This window comes from Planotetraspora sp. GP83, assembly GCF_041262585.1.
Lineage (GTDB): Bacteria > Actinomycetota > Actinomycetes > Streptosporangiales > Streptosporangiaceae > JAOEGB01.
Genome location: NZ_JBGCBZ010000005.1, coordinates 93,542 through 110,865, shown reverse-complemented (window position 1 = coordinate 110,865; position 17,324 = coordinate 93,542). Strand labels below are relative to the sequence as shown.

15 protein-coding genes are annotated in these 17,324 nt (G+C 68.9%); 11 read left to right on the top strand and 4 right to left on the bottom strand.

From position 1 onward, the window contains the following. Nucleotides 1-27: 27 nt before the first annotated feature. Nucleotides 28-957: a diacylglycerol kinase family protein gene (locus ABH927_RS09130; RefSeq protein ID WP_370019844.1), complete on the top strand. Its 930-nt coding sequence runs from the start codon at nt 28-30 to the stop codon at nt 955-957. Here ABH927_RS09130 and ABH927_RS09125 read toward each other — a convergent pair. Both ABH927_RS09125 and ABH927_RS09120 read right to left on the bottom strand, forming a co-directional pair. Further along, the gene (locus ABH927_RS09125; RefSeq protein ID WP_370019843.1) at nt 920-1,741 is read right to left on the bottom strand and encodes an SWIM zinc finger family protein; all 822 of its coding nucleotides are present in this window, start codon (nt 1,739-1,741) and stop codon (nt 920-922) included. The two genes, ABH927_RS09130 and ABH927_RS09125, sit on opposite strands and share 38 nt — an antisense overlap. Then, nucleotides 1,741-4,878: an SNF2-related protein gene (locus ABH927_RS09120; protein ID WP_370019842.1), complete on the bottom strand. Its 3,138-nt coding sequence runs from the start codon at nt 4,876-4,878 to the stop codon at nt 1,741-1,743. The genes ABH927_RS09125 and ABH927_RS09120 overlap by 1 nt, the downstream gene beginning before the upstream one ends. A gap of 181 nt (nt 4,879-5,059) precedes the next feature. Here ABH927_RS09120 and ABH927_RS09115 point away from each other — a divergent pair, with 181 nt between their 5' ends. The 4 genes from ABH927_RS09115 (at nt 5,060) to ABH927_RS09100 (ending at nt 7,689) form a co-directional block, all read left to right on the top strand. Continuing rightward, nucleotides 5,060-5,506 carry a phage holin family protein gene (locus tag ABH927_RS09115; RefSeq protein WP_370019840.1) on the top strand — a complete coding sequence of 149 codons (447 nt, stop codon included), beginning with the start codon at nt 5,060-5,062 and terminating at the stop codon, nt 5,504-5,506. After that, on the top strand, nt 5,503-6,054 hold the full coding sequence (locus tag ABH927_RS09110; protein WP_370019839.1) for a DUF3618 domain-containing protein: 552 nt from the start codon (nt 5,503-5,505) through the stop codon (nt 6,052-6,054). The genes ABH927_RS09115 and ABH927_RS09110 overlap by 4 nt, the downstream gene beginning before the upstream one ends. A gap of 20 nt (nt 6,055-6,074) precedes the next feature. Continuing rightward, on the top strand, nt 6,075-7,034 hold the full coding sequence (locus ABH927_RS09105; RefSeq protein ID WP_370019837.1) for a YihY/virulence factor BrkB family protein: 960 nt from the start codon (nt 6,075-6,077) through the stop codon (nt 7,032-7,034). Between the two features lie 70 nt (nt 7,035-7,104). Continuing rightward, nucleotides 7,105-7,689 (top strand): restriction endonuclease, encoded by a 585-nt coding sequence (locus ABH927_RS09100; protein WP_370019836.1) that lies wholly within the window; start codon nt 7,105-7,107, stop codon nt 7,687-7,689. Here ABH927_RS09100 and ABH927_RS09095 read toward each other — a convergent pair whose 3' ends face one another. Continuing rightward, nucleotides 7,690-11,610, bottom strand: coding sequence for a CHAT domain-containing protein (locus ABH927_RS09095; RefSeq protein WP_370019835.1), 3,921 nt, complete (start codon nt 11,608-11,610; stop codon nt 7,690-7,692). Between the two features lie 231 nt (nt 11,611-11,841). Here ABH927_RS09095 and ABH927_RS09090 point away from each other — a divergent pair, with 231 nt between their 5' ends. The 4 genes from ABH927_RS09090 to ABH927_RS09075 all read left to right on the top strand — a co-directional run bounded on the left by ABH927_RS09090 (nt 11,842) and on the right by ABH927_RS09075 (nt 14,270). Then, a complete protein-coding gene (locus tag ABH927_RS09090; RefSeq protein ID WP_370019833.1) occupies nt 11,842-12,192 on the top strand; it encodes an acyl-CoA dehydrogenase family protein in 351 nt (116 codons plus the stop codon). Beyond that, the gene (locus tag ABH927_RS09085; protein ID WP_370019831.1) at nt 12,162-12,479 is read left to right on the top strand and encodes an acyl-CoA dehydrogenase family protein; all 318 of its coding nucleotides are present in this window, start codon (nt 12,162-12,164) and stop codon (nt 12,477-12,479) included. Before ABH927_RS09090 ends, ABH927_RS09085 begins: the two co-directional genes overlap by 31 nt. A gap of 116 nt (nt 12,480-12,595) precedes the next feature. Then, complete coding sequence (locus ABH927_RS09080; RefSeq protein WP_370019829.1) at nt 12,596-13,060, top strand: HIT family protein; 465 nt, start codon at nt 12,596-12,598, stop codon at nt 13,058-13,060. A gap of 28 nt (nt 13,061-13,088) precedes the next feature. After that, nucleotides 13,089-14,270, top strand: a complete 1,182-nt coding sequence (locus ABH927_RS09075; RefSeq protein WP_370019827.1) for a sensor histidine kinase — start codon at nt 13,089-13,091, stop codon at nt 14,268-14,270. Nucleotides 14,271-14,348: 78 nt separating this feature from the next. Here ABH927_RS09075 and ABH927_RS09070 read toward each other — a convergent pair whose 3' ends face one another. Continuing rightward, nucleotides 14,349-14,600 carry a hypothetical protein gene (locus ABH927_RS09070; RefSeq protein WP_370019825.1) on the bottom strand — a complete coding sequence of 84 codons (252 nt, stop codon included), beginning with the start codon at nt 14,598-14,600 and terminating at the stop codon, nt 14,349-14,351. Between the two features lie 520 nt (nt 14,601-15,120). Between ABH927_RS09070 and ABH927_RS09065 the strand changes: the two genes are divergently transcribed. Together ABH927_RS09065 and ABH927_RS09060 are read left to right on the top strand one after the other, a co-directional pair. Beyond that, nucleotides 15,121-16,242, top strand: coding sequence for a hypothetical protein (locus ABH927_RS09065; RefSeq protein ID WP_370019823.1), 1,122 nt, complete (start codon nt 15,121-15,123; stop codon nt 16,240-16,242). A gap of 327 nt (nt 16,243-16,569) precedes the next feature. Further along, nucleotides 16,570-17,322 carry a LytR/AlgR family response regulator transcription factor gene (locus ABH927_RS09060; RefSeq protein ID WP_370019821.1) on the top strand — a complete coding sequence of 251 codons (753 nt, stop codon included), beginning with the start codon at nt 16,570-16,572 and terminating at the stop codon, nt 17,320-17,322. Nucleotides 17,323-17,324: the final 2 nt, after the last annotated feature.

Genomic DNA, 17,324 nt, shown 5'->3' with positions numbered 1-17,324 from the left:
TCCGGCGCGCCCGCCTAGCATGTGATCATGCGAAGCAAGGCGGACCACACGGCGGCGATCCACGACAGGCGGCGGGCCGCCGTGGTGGTCAACACCCGGTCGCGCCGGGGTCGCCGCCACTACGCCGACGTCTTACGGCTGCTCCGCGCCGACGGTTTCGACCTGACCGGGATCCACCAGGTCACGGACCCCCGCCTGCTGCGGGAGACCCTGCTCCGCGCGCTCTCGGGCGAGCCGGACCTCCTCGTCGTGGGCGGCGGGGACGGCACGCTGAGCAGCTCGATCAGGCACGTCGCCGGCCGGGACGTCGCCCTCGGCGTGCTCCCGCTCGGGACCACCAACAACTTCGCCCGCAGCCTGGGCCTGCCGCTCGGCCTGCCCGGCGCGATCCGCGTGTTCACCGCGGGCAAGGTCGCCGACATCGACCTCGGCCTGTGCGGCGACCGTCCCTTCGCCAACCTCGCGAGCTTCGGCGTCTCCGTCGAGGTCGCCGGGACCGTCCGCCCCTGGCTCAAACGGCTGCTCGGCAGGGCCGCCTACCCGCTGACCGCCATGACGATCCTCCCGGGCCACCGGCCGTTCCGCGCGTACATCACCGTGGACGGCAGGCGCCACGAGCTGCTCACCCACCAGCTCAATATCGCCAACGGCCGCTTCCACGGCGGCTGGCAGATCGCCAGGGACGCCGGCATCGACAACCACAGCCTCGTCGCCTACCAGCTCGGCTCGGGCAAGCGGCTGAGGCTGGTCGGCGAGACCCTCGTGCGGGCCACCACGGGCCGGTGGCGCAGCCTCGCGGGCGGCCCGTTCCTCACCGGCCGGGAGATGCTGCTGGAGACCGACCCCCCGATGGCCGCCGACATCGACGGCGAGGTGCGGCTGCGCACCCCACTGGTGATCAAGACCATCCCGAACGGCGTCAGGGTGATGGTTCCCCAGCACTTCGTGGATCAGTGAGGCTTCGTGGATCAGTGAGGGCTCGCGGATCGCTGAGGCGCCGGTACGCGGGGCGCAGCAGGTCGAGGATCGGGATGTGCCTCACCTTGACCGGCGGCGGGTCGAGCGTCCGCAGCAGCAGTTCCGGCGGAGCCGACGCCTGCGACGCCTGGCTCCTCAGCCGGGCCAGCGAGGTGCCCGGCTCGTAGAAGTCGGCCAGCCGCTCGGCGAACGGCGCATCCTCCGTGTTCTGGCCGGCGACCTCCCGGAGGTCGTCGAGCAGGGTGTCCTTGGCCATCCCGCGCCAGGCCAGCACGAGGAACGGGTCGTCGTCGAACCGCTCGGCGAGCAGGTACAGCACCGCCGACAGGTGCTTGCACGGGAAGCCCCAGTCGGGGCAGGAGCATTCCATCTCCAGGCCCTGCTCGCCGGGGAACAACGGCAGGCCGCACTCGCGGAACACGTCCTCGATCTCGCGGGGCATCTCCCCGGCCAGCAGCTTGGCCCGGTAGAGCGCCTGGGCGGCCAGCGCGTCCGTCAGCCGCTCCCAGTCGGCCGCGCCGTACGCCGCGATCTCGATCACCACGTCGTACGGCTCGGGCCGCGACCCCTGCACGCGCGACCTGACGAGCCCGGGCGCGATGTCGAGATCGAGCACGTTTCCCGCGCGGGCGTAGGAGCGCCCACGGCTCAACCGGCCCTTGTCGCAGATGCTCTCCAGGATGTCGATGAACCGCCGCGACCACCACCGCTCGCCCATGGTCCCGCGCCTGCCGCGTGCCCTGAGACCTTCCAGGGGTTCCATCAGCTCACCGCCTCGGGGGAGAGGCGGAACAGTTCGCGCAGCTCCGCGGTCGACAGGGTGGCGATCCAGTCCTCCCCGGTGCCGACGACGCTCTCGGCCAGCGCCTTCTTGCGCTCGATCATCTCGTCGATCCGCTCCTCCAGCGTGCCCACGCAGATGAACTTCCTGACCTGCACGTTCTTGGTCTGCCCGATCCGGAACGCCCGGTCGGTCGCCTGGTTCTCCACGGCCGGGTTCCACCACCGGTCCACGTGGACGACGTGATTGGCCGCCGTCAGGTTCAGCCCGGTGCCCGCGGCCTTGAGCGACAGGAGGAACACCATCGGCTCGTCGTCGCTCTGGAACCGCTCGACCAGCGCGTCGCGCCGCGCCTTCGGCAGCCCGCCGTGCAGCCAGAGCACCGGCCGGTCCAGATGCGCCGCGAGGTACGGCTGGAGCATCGTCCCGAACTCGGCGTACTGCGTGAAGACCAGCGCCTTGTCGCCCTCGGCGACGATCTCCTCGGCCAGCTCCTCCAGCCGGGCCAGCTTGCCGGAGCGGCCGGGCAGCCGCGAGCCGTCCTTGAGGAGGTGGGCCGGGTGGTTGCACACCTGCTTGAGCTTGGTCATGGCGGCCAGCACGTTGCCGTGCCGTTCGATGCCCTCGCTGTCTTCGATGCGGCCCAGCATGTCCTCCACGACGGCCTGATAGAGGGTGGCCTGCTCCGGGGTGAGGGTGCACCAGACCTTCATCTCCATCTTGTCCGGCAGATCGGAGATGATCGTCTTGTCGGTCTTGAGCCTTCGCAGCACGAACGGCCCGGTGGCCCGGCGGAGCGCCGCGGTCGCCGTCTCGTCGCCCTGCCGCTCGATCGGCTCCTGATAGCGCTCACGGAACGTCCTCGCCGAGCCGAGCAGGCCGGGATTGCAGAACTCCATGATCGACCACAGCTCGGCCAGGTGGTTCTCGACCGGCGTGCCGGTCAGCGCGAGCCTCGTCCGCGCCGGGATCGACCGTACGGCCTGCGCCTGCCTGGCCGCGCTGTTCTTGATCGCCTGAGCCTCGTCGCAGACGACCCGGCCCCAGGGGAACCCGGCGAGGACCTCCCGGTCGCGCAGCGCCGTGCCGTACGTCGTGAGGACCAGGTCGGCCCGGCCCACCCGCTCGGCGAGCTCCTCGTCGCGCAGCCGCGCCGCCCCGTGATGCAGGTACACGTCGAGCGACGGGGCGAACCTCGCCGCCTCCTTCTGCCAGTTGCTGAGCAGCGACATCGGGCATACCAGCAACGTCGCCCCCGGCGCGGCATGTCCGTTTTGTTCGTTTAGCAACAAAGATAGAGTTTGGGCGGTTTTACCGAGTCCCATATCATCCGCAAGTATCCCTCCGAGTCCGATTTCGGACATGAAGGTGAGCCAGGACAGGCCGCGCTCCTGGTAGGGGCGCAGGGTGCCGTGGAAGCCGTCCGGGGTGGCGACCGGCTGGAGGCGGCGATCCACCTCGCCGGACAGCAGGTCGCCGAGCAGGCCGTCGGCGTCGACCTCCACCATGGGCAGGTCGTCGTCTCCGCCGTGGACGACCTCCTGGATGACCTCGCCGACCGTCATCTCGCCCGCACGGCGCCGCTCCACGGCCTTCAGCGCGGCGCTGAGCTGCCGGTCGTCGAGCTCGACCCACTGCCCCCGCACGCGGACGAGGGGCACCTTGAGCCGGGCCAGCTCGGCGAGCTCCTCCTCTGTGATCGTCTCGTCGCCGACCGCCAGGTCGACGCGGAAGTTCACGAGCTGGCCGAGCCCGAAGCCCTGATCGGCTGCGGCTCCCGGGCCCTGCTTCTTCGACCTCGTGGTCAGCTTGAGCCCGAGCCGCGTCCTGCCCGCCCAGGCGGGGAGCTGGACACCGAACCCGGCCGCCTGGAGCAGGGGAGCGGCGTGGCGGAGGAAGTAGAAGGCCTCCGCCATGTCCAGCTCGACCGCCGCCGGCCGTACGCCGCGCAGGGCGTCCTCCACCCTCGGGTAGAGGCGGGCCGCCCGGCCGAGGCCCGCGAGCAGGGTCTCCTCCGGCCGGCCGCTGAGACCCGGCACGGCCTCACCCGCCCAGATCAGCGAAGCGGGCAGATAGAGGCTGGGGTCCTCGGTGGACTGGACGGCGAACTCCACCTCCCAGGGCGCGTCGTCCTTCGTGGGCTCCCTGAGGCGGAAGCTCACCCGGAACGGGCCATGGGACCGCTGCGCCTGCGTGAACCACTGCTCCAGCGGCCTGACCAGCTCGTCGGCCTCCTTCGGCGACACGCCGGGAAGCGCGGCGCTCTCCGCGGTGAGGGCGACCATCCAACGGTCGGCCAGCGGGCTCCGGGCGCCCGGGCGGTGCCCGAGGAGCAGCCGCTCGGGGAGCGCCCGCCGTACCGCCGCGTCGGCGAGCCCGACCAGGGCGTCGCCGAGCACGTGCGCTGAGGGGCGCTCCTCTCCGGCGGCCCGGCAGACCGGGGGCATCGCGGTCGCGAGCTCCCGGAAGCGGGCGGCGTCGGCGCCGGTCAGCACCGGCAGCCAGCGGGCCGCGTAGCCGTCCTCCTCGGTGACGAGCTGGGGCAGCACCCGGCCCCGCCGTACGAGGTCGCGGGCATTGGCGGCGACGACGGCGAGGTAGCGCAGGGAGGCTCCGGGAACCGGCGCGCCGTCGAGGGACTCGCCCGGCTCGTACGCGGCCGCCGGCAAGTGGGCGATCTCGTCCACGGCGTCGAGCAGGCCGAGCGCGGCGGGCGGCTCGACCAGCAGCACGGGCATGAGCCAGCGGCCGATCGCGGGAGCGCGGGCCTTGACGCTCACTCCCGACTCCGGCGAGGGCAGGGGGCTCTTCGCCGAACCGGGGAGCAGCATGGTCAGCTCGGACTCGGCCGCCTTGCCGGAGACCGCGGCCCCGGCGTCTCCCCAGGACGACAGCTCGGCCGCGATGCCGGTCGCGGACGCCGCGAAGGGATGCGGGCGCGCCTTGGAGGCACCCCGCGCCTTGGAAGCACTCGGAGACCTGGCGGCGCTCGGAGACTTGGGGGCGCCCGGGGACTTCGAAAGGCTCTGGGGCTCCGAACGGCTCGCGGACACGAGCGAGGAGTCCTCGGCCCAGACCGCCAGCCTGCCGCCGACCCAGGTTCCGTGGACCACCAGCACCGCTGCCCCCTTTCGCCACCGAAACCGTAGCAGCGCGGCCGCACTTCCTTCTTCCCATCTTTGCCGGGAGCCGGTGAGAACTCCGCCGTATCGTGACATTCCTATGTTCACCGTCCCGACACGGGTGGTTAGGGCTCTCGCCTGGGGGTAGTCGCTTCCCAACCTGGAAGGGAGGCCGGCCATGACCAATCAGGCGACCAATCAGGCGACCAATCAGGCGACCAATCGGGTGCCCGATCAGGTGGAAACGCTGTCCACCGGCGAACTCGTCCGGCGTCTGTCCGAGGACGTCTCCCGCCTCGTCAGAGACGAGCTGCGGCTGGCACGCCTGGAGATGACGGAGAAGGGCAAGCGCGCGGGAGTCGGCGCCGGGATGCTCGGCGGCGCGGGCGTCGTGGCCCTCTACGGCGGGGGCTCTCTCGTGGCCGCGGCGATCATCGCGCTGGCGATGGTGCTGCCCGCGTGGGCGAGCGCCCTGATCGTGGGCGCCGCGCTGCTGCTCGTGGCCGGGGTGGTCGGCCTGGTCGGCAAGCGCCAGGTGTCCAGGGCGACCCCGCCGACTCCCGACAAGGCGATCCAGAGCTTCAAGACCGATATCGACGTGGTGAAGGAGAGAGCGCGGAGATGAGCGAGACCGATCCCGCACGTGACGCCCGGCCGGGTGCCGGCAGCGTGGGGGTCCACAGACAGGACGTCACCGACCCGGTGACGGAGGCCGAGTCGCTGAACGCGGTGCCCCAGCGCCAGACGGCGGCGGCCGGCTCGCCCGACCCCGCACATCCGGCCGACTCCGCCGACGAGCTGACCGAAGTCCGGCAGGACATCGCCCGGACGCGCGACGACCTCGGCGACACCATCGACGCCCTGGCCGCCAAGGCCGACGTCAAGGGCAGGGCACACGACAAAATAGAGGGGACCAAGAACATGGTGAAGGAGAAGGCCGCGGAGGTGGCGGAGCGGGTCCGCGAGGCCACGCCGGACACGGTGAAGGACAACGTGAAGGACGCGGCCGACAAGGTCGCCGAGCGGGTCCGCGACGTCACGCCGGACACCGTGAAGGACGCGGCCGACAGGGTAGCGGAGCAGGCCAGGCGGCGTCCCGCCGTGGCCGTCGCCGTCGGCGCGGTGGCGCTCCTCGTCGTGCGGAAGCTGCTGCGGAGGAAGAGGAGCCGATAGGCGGGCCGGGACGACGACAGATGGCCGACCATAAGGACGACAAGGGGCCGGTCGAGCGGCTGTCACGCCGCGACTGGCTGGGGGCGCTCAAGCGCACCGCCCGGGAGTTCAAGAACGACAACATCCCGGACTGGGCCGCGGCCCTGACCTACTACGCCGTTCTGTCGATCTTCCCCGGGCTCATCGTGCTGGTCTCGATCGTGGGCCTGCTGGGCCCCGGCGCCGTCGAGGGCCTGCTGGGCAACATCAAGGGGCTGACACCGGGGCCGGTTCAGCAGATGCTGTCGACCGGCCTCGGCAATGTCAGCAAGAACCAGGGGACCGCCGGGGTGTTCGCCATCGGCGGTCTCCTGCTCGCCCTCTGGGCGGCCTCCGGCTACATCGCGGCGTTCATCCGCGCGACCAACGCCATCTTCGACATCCCGGAGGGCCGGCCGTTCTGGAAGGTCACGCCGCTGCGGGTCCTGCTCACGCTGGTGCTGGTGATCCTGATGGCGGCCGCCGCGGTGGCGGTCACCCTCACCGGGCGGCTGTCGGAGATCGTGGGGAGGCTCCTCGGGCTCGGCAGCGTCGCGGTGACGGCCTGGAACATCGCGAAGTGGCCGGTGCTGGTCATCCTGGCGGCCGGGATGATCACCCTACTGTTCTACGCCGCCCCCAACGTCCGGCAGCCGGGCGTCCGCTGGCTGACGCCGGGCAGCCTGACCTCCGTCGTGCTGTGGATGGTCGTGTCGGCCGGGTTCGGGCTGTACGTGGCGAGGTTCGGCTCCTACAACAAGACGTACGGCACGCTCGCGGCGGTCGTGGTGTTCCTCGTGTGGCTCTGGCTGTCGAACATCGCGATCCTCATCGGGGCGGAGTTCGACGCCGAGCTCCAGCGGGGACGGAAGATCGTGGAGGAGGGGTCCGCGACGGAGCCGTTCGTCGAGCCGCGAGACCAGCCCAAGGACACGGAGAACGACGGTCTGAGTCAGACCTGACGGCCTCGATCCCCTGGCATCCGGTACTCTCTCGCCTGCTGGCATCGGATCTATGAGGAGTAGATGCCGGGTGACAACGGAGTACGGCGTCGACCGCTGGCCGGCGTTCGACCTGAGCCCCGCCGAGTACGAGCGCGCGGTCGCCGAGCTGGTAGAGGTGGCCGGTCATGAGGTGACGGCCTGGGACGTCCGGCATCTCGATCCGGTCGAGGGCGTGGACGGCACCTACGTCATCGACGTCACTGTCCGGTTCCGGCTTCTCGGCGCCGATTTCCTCGTGTTGTTCGAGTGCAAGCGCCATGCCTCTCCAGTCAAGCGCGAGCACGTGCAGGTGCTCAAGGACAAGTTGCGTTCGACGGGCGCGCACAAAGGGGTCGTGGTCGCGGCAGGCGGGTTTCAGAGCGGGGCGCTGGAGTACGCGAGAGTCCACAGGATCGCGTGCGTGCGGCTGCTCGACGGCGCCTGGACATACGAGGTACGCGCTCCCGATGCTGCTGTCGCCCCGCGGCCGACTGGACGCTACGTCGCCTATGCCCAGAAGCTGACGAACAAGGGCTTCAGCTGCACGAGGCTCGGCGACCGGCGCGATGACGTGCTCGAACACGTCTTCAAGGAGGGCCCGGCAGGTCAGCGCGTACAGACCGGTCCGAGCTAGTCATCCGATGTGCTCGTCTTGGCCGTCATCCGGCGTCTGACGCATGGCGAGGTACATGAGGAGGATGCCGGCGCTCGCGTCGTCCAAGCCCTCGAACAGGCTCGGGTCGTGATCGCCGTCGGCGGCCCGGCGTATCGCGCCGACCAGCGCGGCTCGCTCGCTGTGGTAGTCCGCCAGGGCTTCCCGGGTGATCTCCGCATTCCTCCGGGGACGGGCCACGGTCGTGTCGAACAGCTCGTCGCGGTCCCTCTCGTCCGGGACCAGGGATCGCAGCACGAGGCCCAGCCGCACGCCTGGCATCTGCTCAACCGTTTCGAGGAGTTCTTCAAGCGTCCGAGGACACAGATCCGCGCCGGACTCGATCAGCTCCGGCAGGTTGACGATCGTGGCGCCGTCCGGGGCATGCGCTGTGGCGGCGCGTATCATGATCGCCGCCAGCCGGTGGTGGAGACAGACCCGTGCGGGCTGTCCGTTGGCGGCGAGGTAGTGGGCCACGGCGTCGTGGCTCTCGGCCAGGGCGTTAGGGCTGGAACTCTCGTAGGAGTACCGCAGCGCGGCCTGGGCCATGGCGAGAGCGTCGTCCGCCCTGCCGAGCGCGGCCCGCACCTCCGCCCGCAGCCGGAACACCTCGCCGAGCAGGGGGATGTCGTCGGCGTCCTCGAAGACGGCCTGGATGTCCCGGAGCACGTCCTCCGCCTCGCCGGCGCGGCCGAGCCGCAGGAGCACCGTGGCGTAGTTGAGCTTCAACCGCGCCCACTCGTGCTCCGAGGCGCCCCTGCGCAGGTGCAGCTTTTCGATCCGCTCACAGATGTCCAGGGCGAGGTGCCAGTCCTTGGCACTGGCGGCCGCTTTGAGCACGGTGCTGAGGACCACCTCGCGGACGCTCACCGGCGTGACGCGCTCGGGCACCCCGGCGTCTTCGGGCAGCCTGTCGACCAGTTCGGCCAGGGCGAACGCCCGCTCGGCCGCCACGTCGTGCCGGCCCATCTCCTGCAGGATGGTCACTTCGAGGCACTCGTCGGCCGCTCGCGTCCACGGACCGAATCCGGCAAGGTCGTTCAACCCCCTCAGGGCCTCCGTCAGTTCGAGCGCGTCCTCGAGGTCGCCGTTGTCGAGGTACAGCGACGCGCAATCGGCCGCCGCGACCGAGGCGACACCGTACTGCTTGCTCTCGACGCTGCTCTGGATGATGTCGATGAAGATCTGCGCGGCCGCCTGCGGGTCACTCCTCGACAGGAGTTTGGCGTAGAGGCTCATCACGGCGGGCCGCCCGAGGGCGTCGTCGTGGTGCTCGAGCATGCGGCGCAGGTAGCCCAGCGCCCGGTTGGTGGTCTCCGGGTCCACGACGCGGTCGGTGGCCGTCTCCAGCATGACGGTCGCCTCTCGCCAATGTCCGCGGCGCAGCAGGTACGGCGTGGCCGCCAGACCGGACCAGACGATCGCCGAGCCCGAGCCGCCCCGGCTCTCCTCGGTGTGCGCGTGGTCGTTCAGCCACTGCAAGAAGGAGATCATCGCCTCGTCGGCGAGCGTGCGGAACTCCGCGTCGGTCCTCGCGCGAATCGCCTCGCCCACGCCGGGGTTCAGCCGGTAGACCTCCGATGCGGTCGAGCCGTCGGCGTCGAACGGCTCGGCCTCCACCGGTCCGGCCTCCACCAGTCCGACCTCCACCAGTCCGACCTCCACCAGGGCGGCGGACATCAACGGCTCCAGGGCACGCTCCAGAGGGGGCGCCTCCACGTCGTACAGCGTCTTCCAGACCAGCCACCACACCTTGGAGACGATCCACGGCTGGCGCTCGGCCTCCTCGATGTGCGCGAGGAGTTTGACCAGGGTGCCCGCGGGTGTGGGCAGACCCGAGAGCGTGGTGTCGGCCCACGTGGCGAGCAGCCGCATGAACTGGCCGCCGTCGAGGGCGCTGTCGCCGGTGGTGAAGAACGCGGTGACCGGCGCGTCCCGGCCCGCCGCCTCCGCCGCGGCCAGCGCGTCGGCGAGCCTGCCGGGCTCGGCCGCGGCGGCGTCGGCGAGTTCGAGCAGCTTCGGATGTCCCTGGGCCATGTTCAGCACCCGCCGGACCAGCTGCAGGCCGGTGCCGGATCGGGCGGTGGTGCGCTCGGCGGTCGGCTCGTCGTGCAGCAGCGCGCCCAGGTGCGGCAGCTCGCGGGCGAGCAGCACCGACTCGGCGATCGAGAGCGAGTGCGTCGGCAGGACCACCACGAGGTCGGGATCGAGCTCGGTGGGCATGACCCGGCTGGTCAGCACCACCCGGGACAGCCCGCCGTGGCCGATCAGGCACTCGATCAGCATGCCCCACATCGGGTCGCGCCAGGACGCGTCGTCGGACAGCAGCGTGTCGACGTTGTCCAGGACCAGCAGCACCGCTTCCTCCCGCAGCACCGCGGCCAGCCTCGGCAGGAATCTCTGGAGCTCCGCCACGCTGCCCACCGCGTCCATCATCGGGATGCCGAGCTGGGTTTCCAGAGCGGTGGCGAAGCTGACCAGGGCCTGGCCGAAGTCGTCCGGCTGCTCGGGGGCCTGCCACCAGGCCAGCCCGCCGAACCGGCCCCTGTGCTGGTGGGCCAGCTCCAGCGCGCACGCGGACTTGCCCACGCCCACCATGCCGACGAACAGCACGCCGCTGCGGCCGCTTTCGGCGGCCAGCGCCGTGCTGGCCTCCACCAGGGCCTGCGTGCGGCCGACGAACCGCTCCGGCTCCGGTGGAAACCACGCCATCCGCTCGGCGTATGGGTCGAGGACCGCACGCCCGGGCGGGGGCGCGACCCGCAAGCCGACGGCGCCGGCGCCGACCAGCATCGGAGTCCCCATCGACGCGGCGGGCACCGCGGCCGTGGGGCGGGAGCCCACCGCCTTGTGCAGCGCGAGTGCCACCGCGCGGTCGACCGGCTGGCCCGCGCCGAACAGCCGCGGGTACAGCTCCTCCGCGAGAGCGACCGCGAAGCCGTCCGCGACCGGGTAGCGCATCGCCAGCGCCGTCACGCCCAGCTGCTCGACCAGGCCGCGGGCCAGGCCGACCTGGTCGCCTGACGCCCCCTCGCCTGACGTTCCCTCGTCCGGCGCGACCTGCTCGGCGAGCTCGTCGAACCCGAGGGTGCGCAGCGTGCTCGCGGCCTGCGGGGCGCCGGACTGGCACGCCGAGAGCACGGCCAGCTTCAGCCGGTCTCGCGCGGGCGCCAGCAGCTCGATGAGCTCGTCGGTGGAGACGGGATCGGGTTCGCCGTCGGCCTGCTCCAGCAGCAGCACACCGATGTCGCCGTGTCCGGAGACATGCAGAACATCCCAGCCCGGATACTCCTCGACGGCCTCAGCGAGCCGTTCCCGTGTCACGCCGTACTGCAGGACCCGCAGCTCGATCGCCTTGCGTGACTTGGCGGCGATGGTCCGCACGGTCTTGGCGAGCTCGTAACGCTCCCGGCGCAGCGCGAGCACCGACGAACGCGCCGGCATCGAGAACAGCGCCAGGATTCGTAAACTCCCGGCCACGTCATCCTTGTTCCCGGGGACGCCGAGGCTCGCGGGCTCATAGACGAGACTTATCTGCTTGCGCGCCAATGGAACACCGTTGACCCTGGCCAGTTCCAACGGTCTTGACAGCAGGAACTCCGCACCGTGGGGGACGATGACCCGCACCGTTCCAGAGAGCCTGGCCAAGAGCGCCTCACCGAACACGTGCTCACTGATCCACGTGCTCACCCGATCGACGGCCTCCGTCTCCGACCCGACAGGGTCGTGCGGCAAGCGGTGCCGGTCGAGATGCTCGATCAGGTCGCAGAACGCCTCGTACTCGGCGGTGCCGACGTCCAGCTCCACTCGATGGTCGGCCAAGATCAGCCCGGACTCCTCACTGAGCACCCACCGCCATCCGCTGGGCCCGGCCACCTCCACCGCCCGAAGCACCTGTGTCACGCTGACTCCCTCACCCGAGGACGCTCATAAACTCGGGGCTCGCCGAATTCCGGAAGAATATTCTCATTGAGTGCCGTATTAACCCGCGGTCAAACCGTATCCATGACCCGTGGCGTGGGTGAACGGTTTCCCCTTGGGCGGTGCGACTAACGTTGGCATTAGTTCGACGGCGAATTGCGTCTTCGGCTCGCCCGTGAACACGCGGGCCGCGACCGGCCTTCGGGAGGCGGGATGGACTTCGAGCTGAACGAGGACCAGCGGCTCTTCCAGCGGACGCTGCGGGAGTTCGTCGAAAGGGACATCGTGCCGGTGGTCTCAGAGTGGGAGCGCGCCGGACGCTACCCCGCCGAGATCGTCGAGCGGTTCCGGCAGCTGGGGCTGTTCGGCATCACGGTCCCCGAGAGGTACGGCGGGCTCGATCTCGACCGGGTGTCGTTCGCCCTGGTCTTCGAGGAGATCGCCCGCGGTTGGATGGGCGTGGCGGGAATCCTGGGCTCGCACTCGCCGGCGACCTGGATGATCGCCGAGCGATCCGGCTCAAGCTGGCCGACATGGCGACGGAGATCCAGGCCGCCCGGCTGATGACCTACTGGGCGGCCGTGCGGTCGGAGTCGTGGGCCGTGACGAGCGAGGCCGCGATGGCCAAGTATTTCGCCTCGGAGGTCGCGATGAGGGCCACGACCGAGGCGATGCGCGTCCACGGCGGCCACGGCTACTCGCAGGAGTTCGTGGTCGAGCGCCTCTACCGCGACGCCCCCTTGATGGTGATCGGCGAGGGTACCAACGACATCCAGCGCCTGATCATCGCCAAGTCCCTCATCCAAGGCACCACCACCCTCGGCTGGCAAACCCCCCACAACCCCGCGTGATCATGCACCACTTCCCGGAAATGCCACCTGAGCTGCGACAACCCTTGCCGTGATCATGCACGAGTTCCTGAGCGCGTCGCCTGACCTGGGCGGACCCTGTTCGTGATCATGCACTGGTGGGGGACAATACGGAGATGATCGCCGCAGGGACGCGCCTGGCCGGATGCCTGTTCTGTGACATCGCCGCGGGGGACAGGCCCGCATACATGGTGCTGTCCGACGAGGTCGCGGCCGCGTTCCTGGACACGCGGCCGGTCTTCAAGGGGCACGTCCTCGTCGTGCCGCACGCCCACGTGGAGACCCTGCCCGACCTGCCGCACGAGACGGTCGGCCCCTTCTTTGAACGGGTCCAGGCCGTTGCCCGCGCGGTCGAGGAAGGCGTGGACGCGGCCGGCACCTTCGTGGCGATCAACAACCGGATCAGCCAGAGCGTCCCGCACCTGCACGTCCACGTCGTGCCGCGCAACCGCAAGGACGGCCTGCGCGGCTTCTTCTGGCCGCGCGTGAAGTACGCCGACGACGCGGAAATCGAGGACTACACGGCCCGCGTCCGCGACGCGCTCAAGAAATCTACAACGTAAAGGCGTCGGCACGGTAGGCTCCGGCGACGTGGAACCGCTCGTCGCCGCGCTCGTCGTCATCGTCCTCATCGGCGTGCCGGCCGTGGTGCTGTGGCGGGTCCTCCGCGGCCGCCGCGACCTCGGGAGCAGCCCGGCCGAGCGGGCCACGTTCGAGACCCTGCACACCGCCTCGCTCGCGGCGCCGCCGCTGCGGGCAGGGCTCACCCAGGCGGGAGCGCTGAAGTCGTCGCGGCATCTGCGGGAGCTGCTCGGCTCGCCCGCGATCGCCATCACCAACGGCGAGGAGCTGCTGGTCTACGACGGCGCGGGGGACCACCACGCACACGAGGCGTTCGAGCACGCCGCCGAGACCCTGAAGGACGGCCGCACGCAGGTGCTGGCGCTCGCCTGCGGCCTTCCCGAGTGCCCCGTACGGCACGCCGTGGTGGTGCCGCTCACCACCGACGACCGCGTGGTCGGGTCGCTCGCGGCGTACGGCGACCACGCCTCGGCCGGGCTGGTCCGGGCCGCGCAGGAGGTGGCCCGCTGGGTCGACTCGCAGCTTGAGCTGGCCGAGCTCGACCGGTCGCGAACGATGCTCATGGAGGCCGAGGTCCGGGCGCTGCGGGCGCAGATCTCGCCGCACTTCATCTACAACTCGCTCACCACGATCGCGTCCTTCGTCCGGACCGATCCCGAGCAGGCCCGCGAGCTGCTGCTGGAGTTCGCCGACTTCACGCGTTATTCCTTCCGGCGGCACGGTGACTTCACGACGCTGGCGGAGGAGCTCCGGTCGATCGACCGCTACCTCACCCTCGAACGCGCCCGGTTCGGCGACCAGTTACAGGTCACGCTGCGCATCGCCCCCGAGGTGCTGGCGGTGGCCGTGCCGTTCCTGTGCCTCCAGCCCCTCGTCGAGAACGCCGTACGGCACGGCCTGGAGGGCAAGCCCGGCGTGGGCCGGATCACGATCATCGCCGAGGACGCGGGAGCCGAGTGCGCGATCACGGTCGAGGACGACGGCATCGGCATGGACCCCGAACGGCTGCGGCGCGTCCTCGCGGGGGAGGACCGCTCGGGGGCGGGCGGCGTCGGCCTGGCCAACGTGGACGAGCGCCTCCGCCAGGTCTACGGCGACGAGTACGGCCTGGTGGTCGAGACCGGCCTGGATGCCGGCACCAAGGTCACCCTCCGCGTCCCCAAATACCACCCCGGCGTCTCCGCCAACTGAAACCCGTAAAGACACGCTGAAGCGATTACGGAACGCGTCCTTCCGCACGACGGGTCGACGACCTGCGGATATACCGCGTCAGGCGCGTTCAGGAAGGCCGGATCCGGGATCAGCGTCAGCTTCTGCCGGCCGGGGGCACCGCTTACCGTGGTGTCGATTTTTCCGGGAGTTGTAGTCATGCGTGAGGTTGAGTGTCGCCGACGAAATGGTCTCCCCGGTGAGCGCGGGCCCGTCGAAGTCGATGAACGACCGCGCCACCTCGCCGAACGCGTCCGCGACATAGAGCAACGTCGACCCGCCGTAGGAGGAGTTCGGGGCTCTGTTGGTCACATAGGTGTCGGTTCCCGGCCACAGATTGGAGGGACAGAAGCTCTCAAATTTGCGAGACTGTAGCAGAGCAGCACCTTAAGAGCAATTATTCGAAGAAAACGTGTAGGAACTATATCAGCGAAAAGGACATGGAAAAATACAAAGACTCGGGTTTTAATCCGTCAAGCCTAGTCGGAGGTATGCTCACACTATGTGCCATTGGGGGGCCGGCAGCTCCCTGGTGCGATGCCACGGCCGGATTGCTGGCTATTCTGACGGGCGCCGGATCGAATGAAGACGCCATCAAGGATGCGATGAACAACAGTTGGAAACTGCACGCCGAAAATGGCTTAACAGTCCAAACCGTCACTTATAGCTGCCTTGACTGGGAATGCGTGGACAACCTCCACAATGGTCGCTACTCCGGGCTCTGTATGCCTCCGCCGCACAGGACCAAGTGCACAAAACCGACTGAATACGTTATCGATATAAGGACGACCTTTGGCCCTCTGTAACCTGAAGCTGAAAGGCGATCGGTCCGATGGCCGAAGATAAACAGCGTAGAGTTGTGGTGCGTAAACGCCTCCGTACCGCGTTGCTCGGCGGCCCGACTCTTGCTGCGGCGGTTGTTATTGGCCTTGCCGTACTTGTCTTCACCGCCATATTGACTATGCAGGCAACCATGCATGTCTCTCCGGTCGAGGGACGGACATGGGAAATGGGTGCCGCTGATGCCCGTATCCGGGACCTTGGATACTCTGGTAACGTTACGCAGGACTATTCTGTTCTTGCGGAGATCCGCGGCATATCGCCAGGCCATCAGCGAACATTCTACTCTGCTCAAGAGATTAATGCCTTACTTCCGCAAGGTAGTAGAGTAGTCCCCTTTCCTATTAGCCTTACGGGATGGCGAGAGGAATTCGGGGAACTGGATCTGCGGGACCCGTTAACCCGTGGGATGTACCCTCTGATCAGCGGCAGATATCCGCAGGCCGATGGTGAACTTGTCGTTAAGGAAAGGGTCGCCAACCAGGTTCGTTCAGAGATAGCAAGTTTTGACCCTGAAAGCAAATGGAGTCGCCTTGTCGTTGTTGGGGTGACCGCTGATATCGTCTGGAGGGATAGTCCGGACGTCATTGCCTTTCCGGGTACTGGTGTAGTCAATACATCGAGCTCTGGGAGTGTAATGGATTGGCTCGTAGACACGCCAGGTCCGGTAACTTGGGGGCAGGTAAAAAACCTTAATAGCCGAGGCCTCTATGTGCTGTCCCGGGCAGTTATCACCAATCCACGAGCGGATAACATCGACGTTGGTCAGGGCCGCTTGTCTGATCTGATGCATCCGGATTCATCCGGATGGCTTGTCTGCTGCTTGTTGGTAAATTTTGTTATTGTGTATCCGGTTGTCGCAGTGGCCTTCGCCTATCGGACGTTCCGGCATCGAAAGCTTGGGTTGCTGGCGACGCTGGCCGCAGTTCCCGTCGGCGTTGGACTCGGTCTCACAATTGGAGCCTGGGTGCTACTCCGATTTTCGGATTCAGTTCCGGGCCCCTATGAGATTCCCTTAATGCCGGTTCTGGCCGCAGCGGGCATCAGTGTTGCGATCGCCTTATTGGCTATTCCGACGGCATTTCGGATGATCAACTTTGTTGATCATCGATAGGCAGGGCCTCGGCATAGTGGCGTGATGTCCGTTTAGCGGATCCGGCAGGCGAGCGTTGACGCCCAGGACGCCGACATGTGAAACAGGCATGATCTGAGCGATCTGAAGCTCGTCGAGGGCGAATACCGCCAGATCCACTCTGTGCGCGCGGGGGAGTCGGCGACGATCATCGAACCGTTCACGGTCTGATCGACCCCGCCATGCTGGTGCGCCGCCGGCGGGGCTGACCGGAGCTCACCCCTCACCGTGACCCGGTTGTGATGGCGGGAGGCGTTGACTTCCGGCCGTGCGGGTCAGCACCCTCAGGGGTGGTGAGAGGGGTGATCGGTGAGCGGCCTGCGGGTCTTGGCGGTGGACGACGAGCAGCCCGCCCTGGAGGACCTGGCGTACCTGCTGAGGGCTGACGCGCGGATCGGCGACGTCCTGACCGCCCGTGACGGGGCGGCGGCGCTCAAGCTGCTCGACCGGGCGATGGCCGACGGACGGCCGATGGACGCCGTCTTCCTCGACATCCGCATGCGCGGCCTGGACGGCGTGGTGCTCGGCCGGCTGCTCACCCAGTTCACCAGGCCGCCGAAGGTGGTCTTCGTGACGGCCTACGAGGATCACGCGGTCGACGCGTTCGAGCTCAAGGCCGAGGACTACCTGCTCAAGCCGGTCAGGCCGGAGCGGCTCGCCGAGGCGATCAGGCGCGTGTGCGGCAGCCGTACCGAATCGGAGGCCGGGCCGCAGGCGGACACGATCCCGGTCGAGCTGGGCGGCGTGACCAGGTTCGTGGCGAGCACCGAGGTTCGGTACGTCGAGGCCCAGGGCGACTACGCCCGGCTGCACACCGCGACGGGGAGCCATCTGGTCCGCATCCCGCTGGCCGCGCTGGAGGAGCGCTGGGCGTCGGCGGGGTTCCTCCGGGTCCACCGCAGCCACCTGGTCGCGGTCAAGCACATCGACGAGCTGCACATCGACTCCGGCAGATGCGTCGTCCGCGTCGGTGAGACCGAGATCCCGGTCAGCCGCCGCCACACCCGCGAGCTGCGCGACCTCCTGGTCCGCCGGGCCCGCAAAGCGAAGCGGGAGGGGTAGGC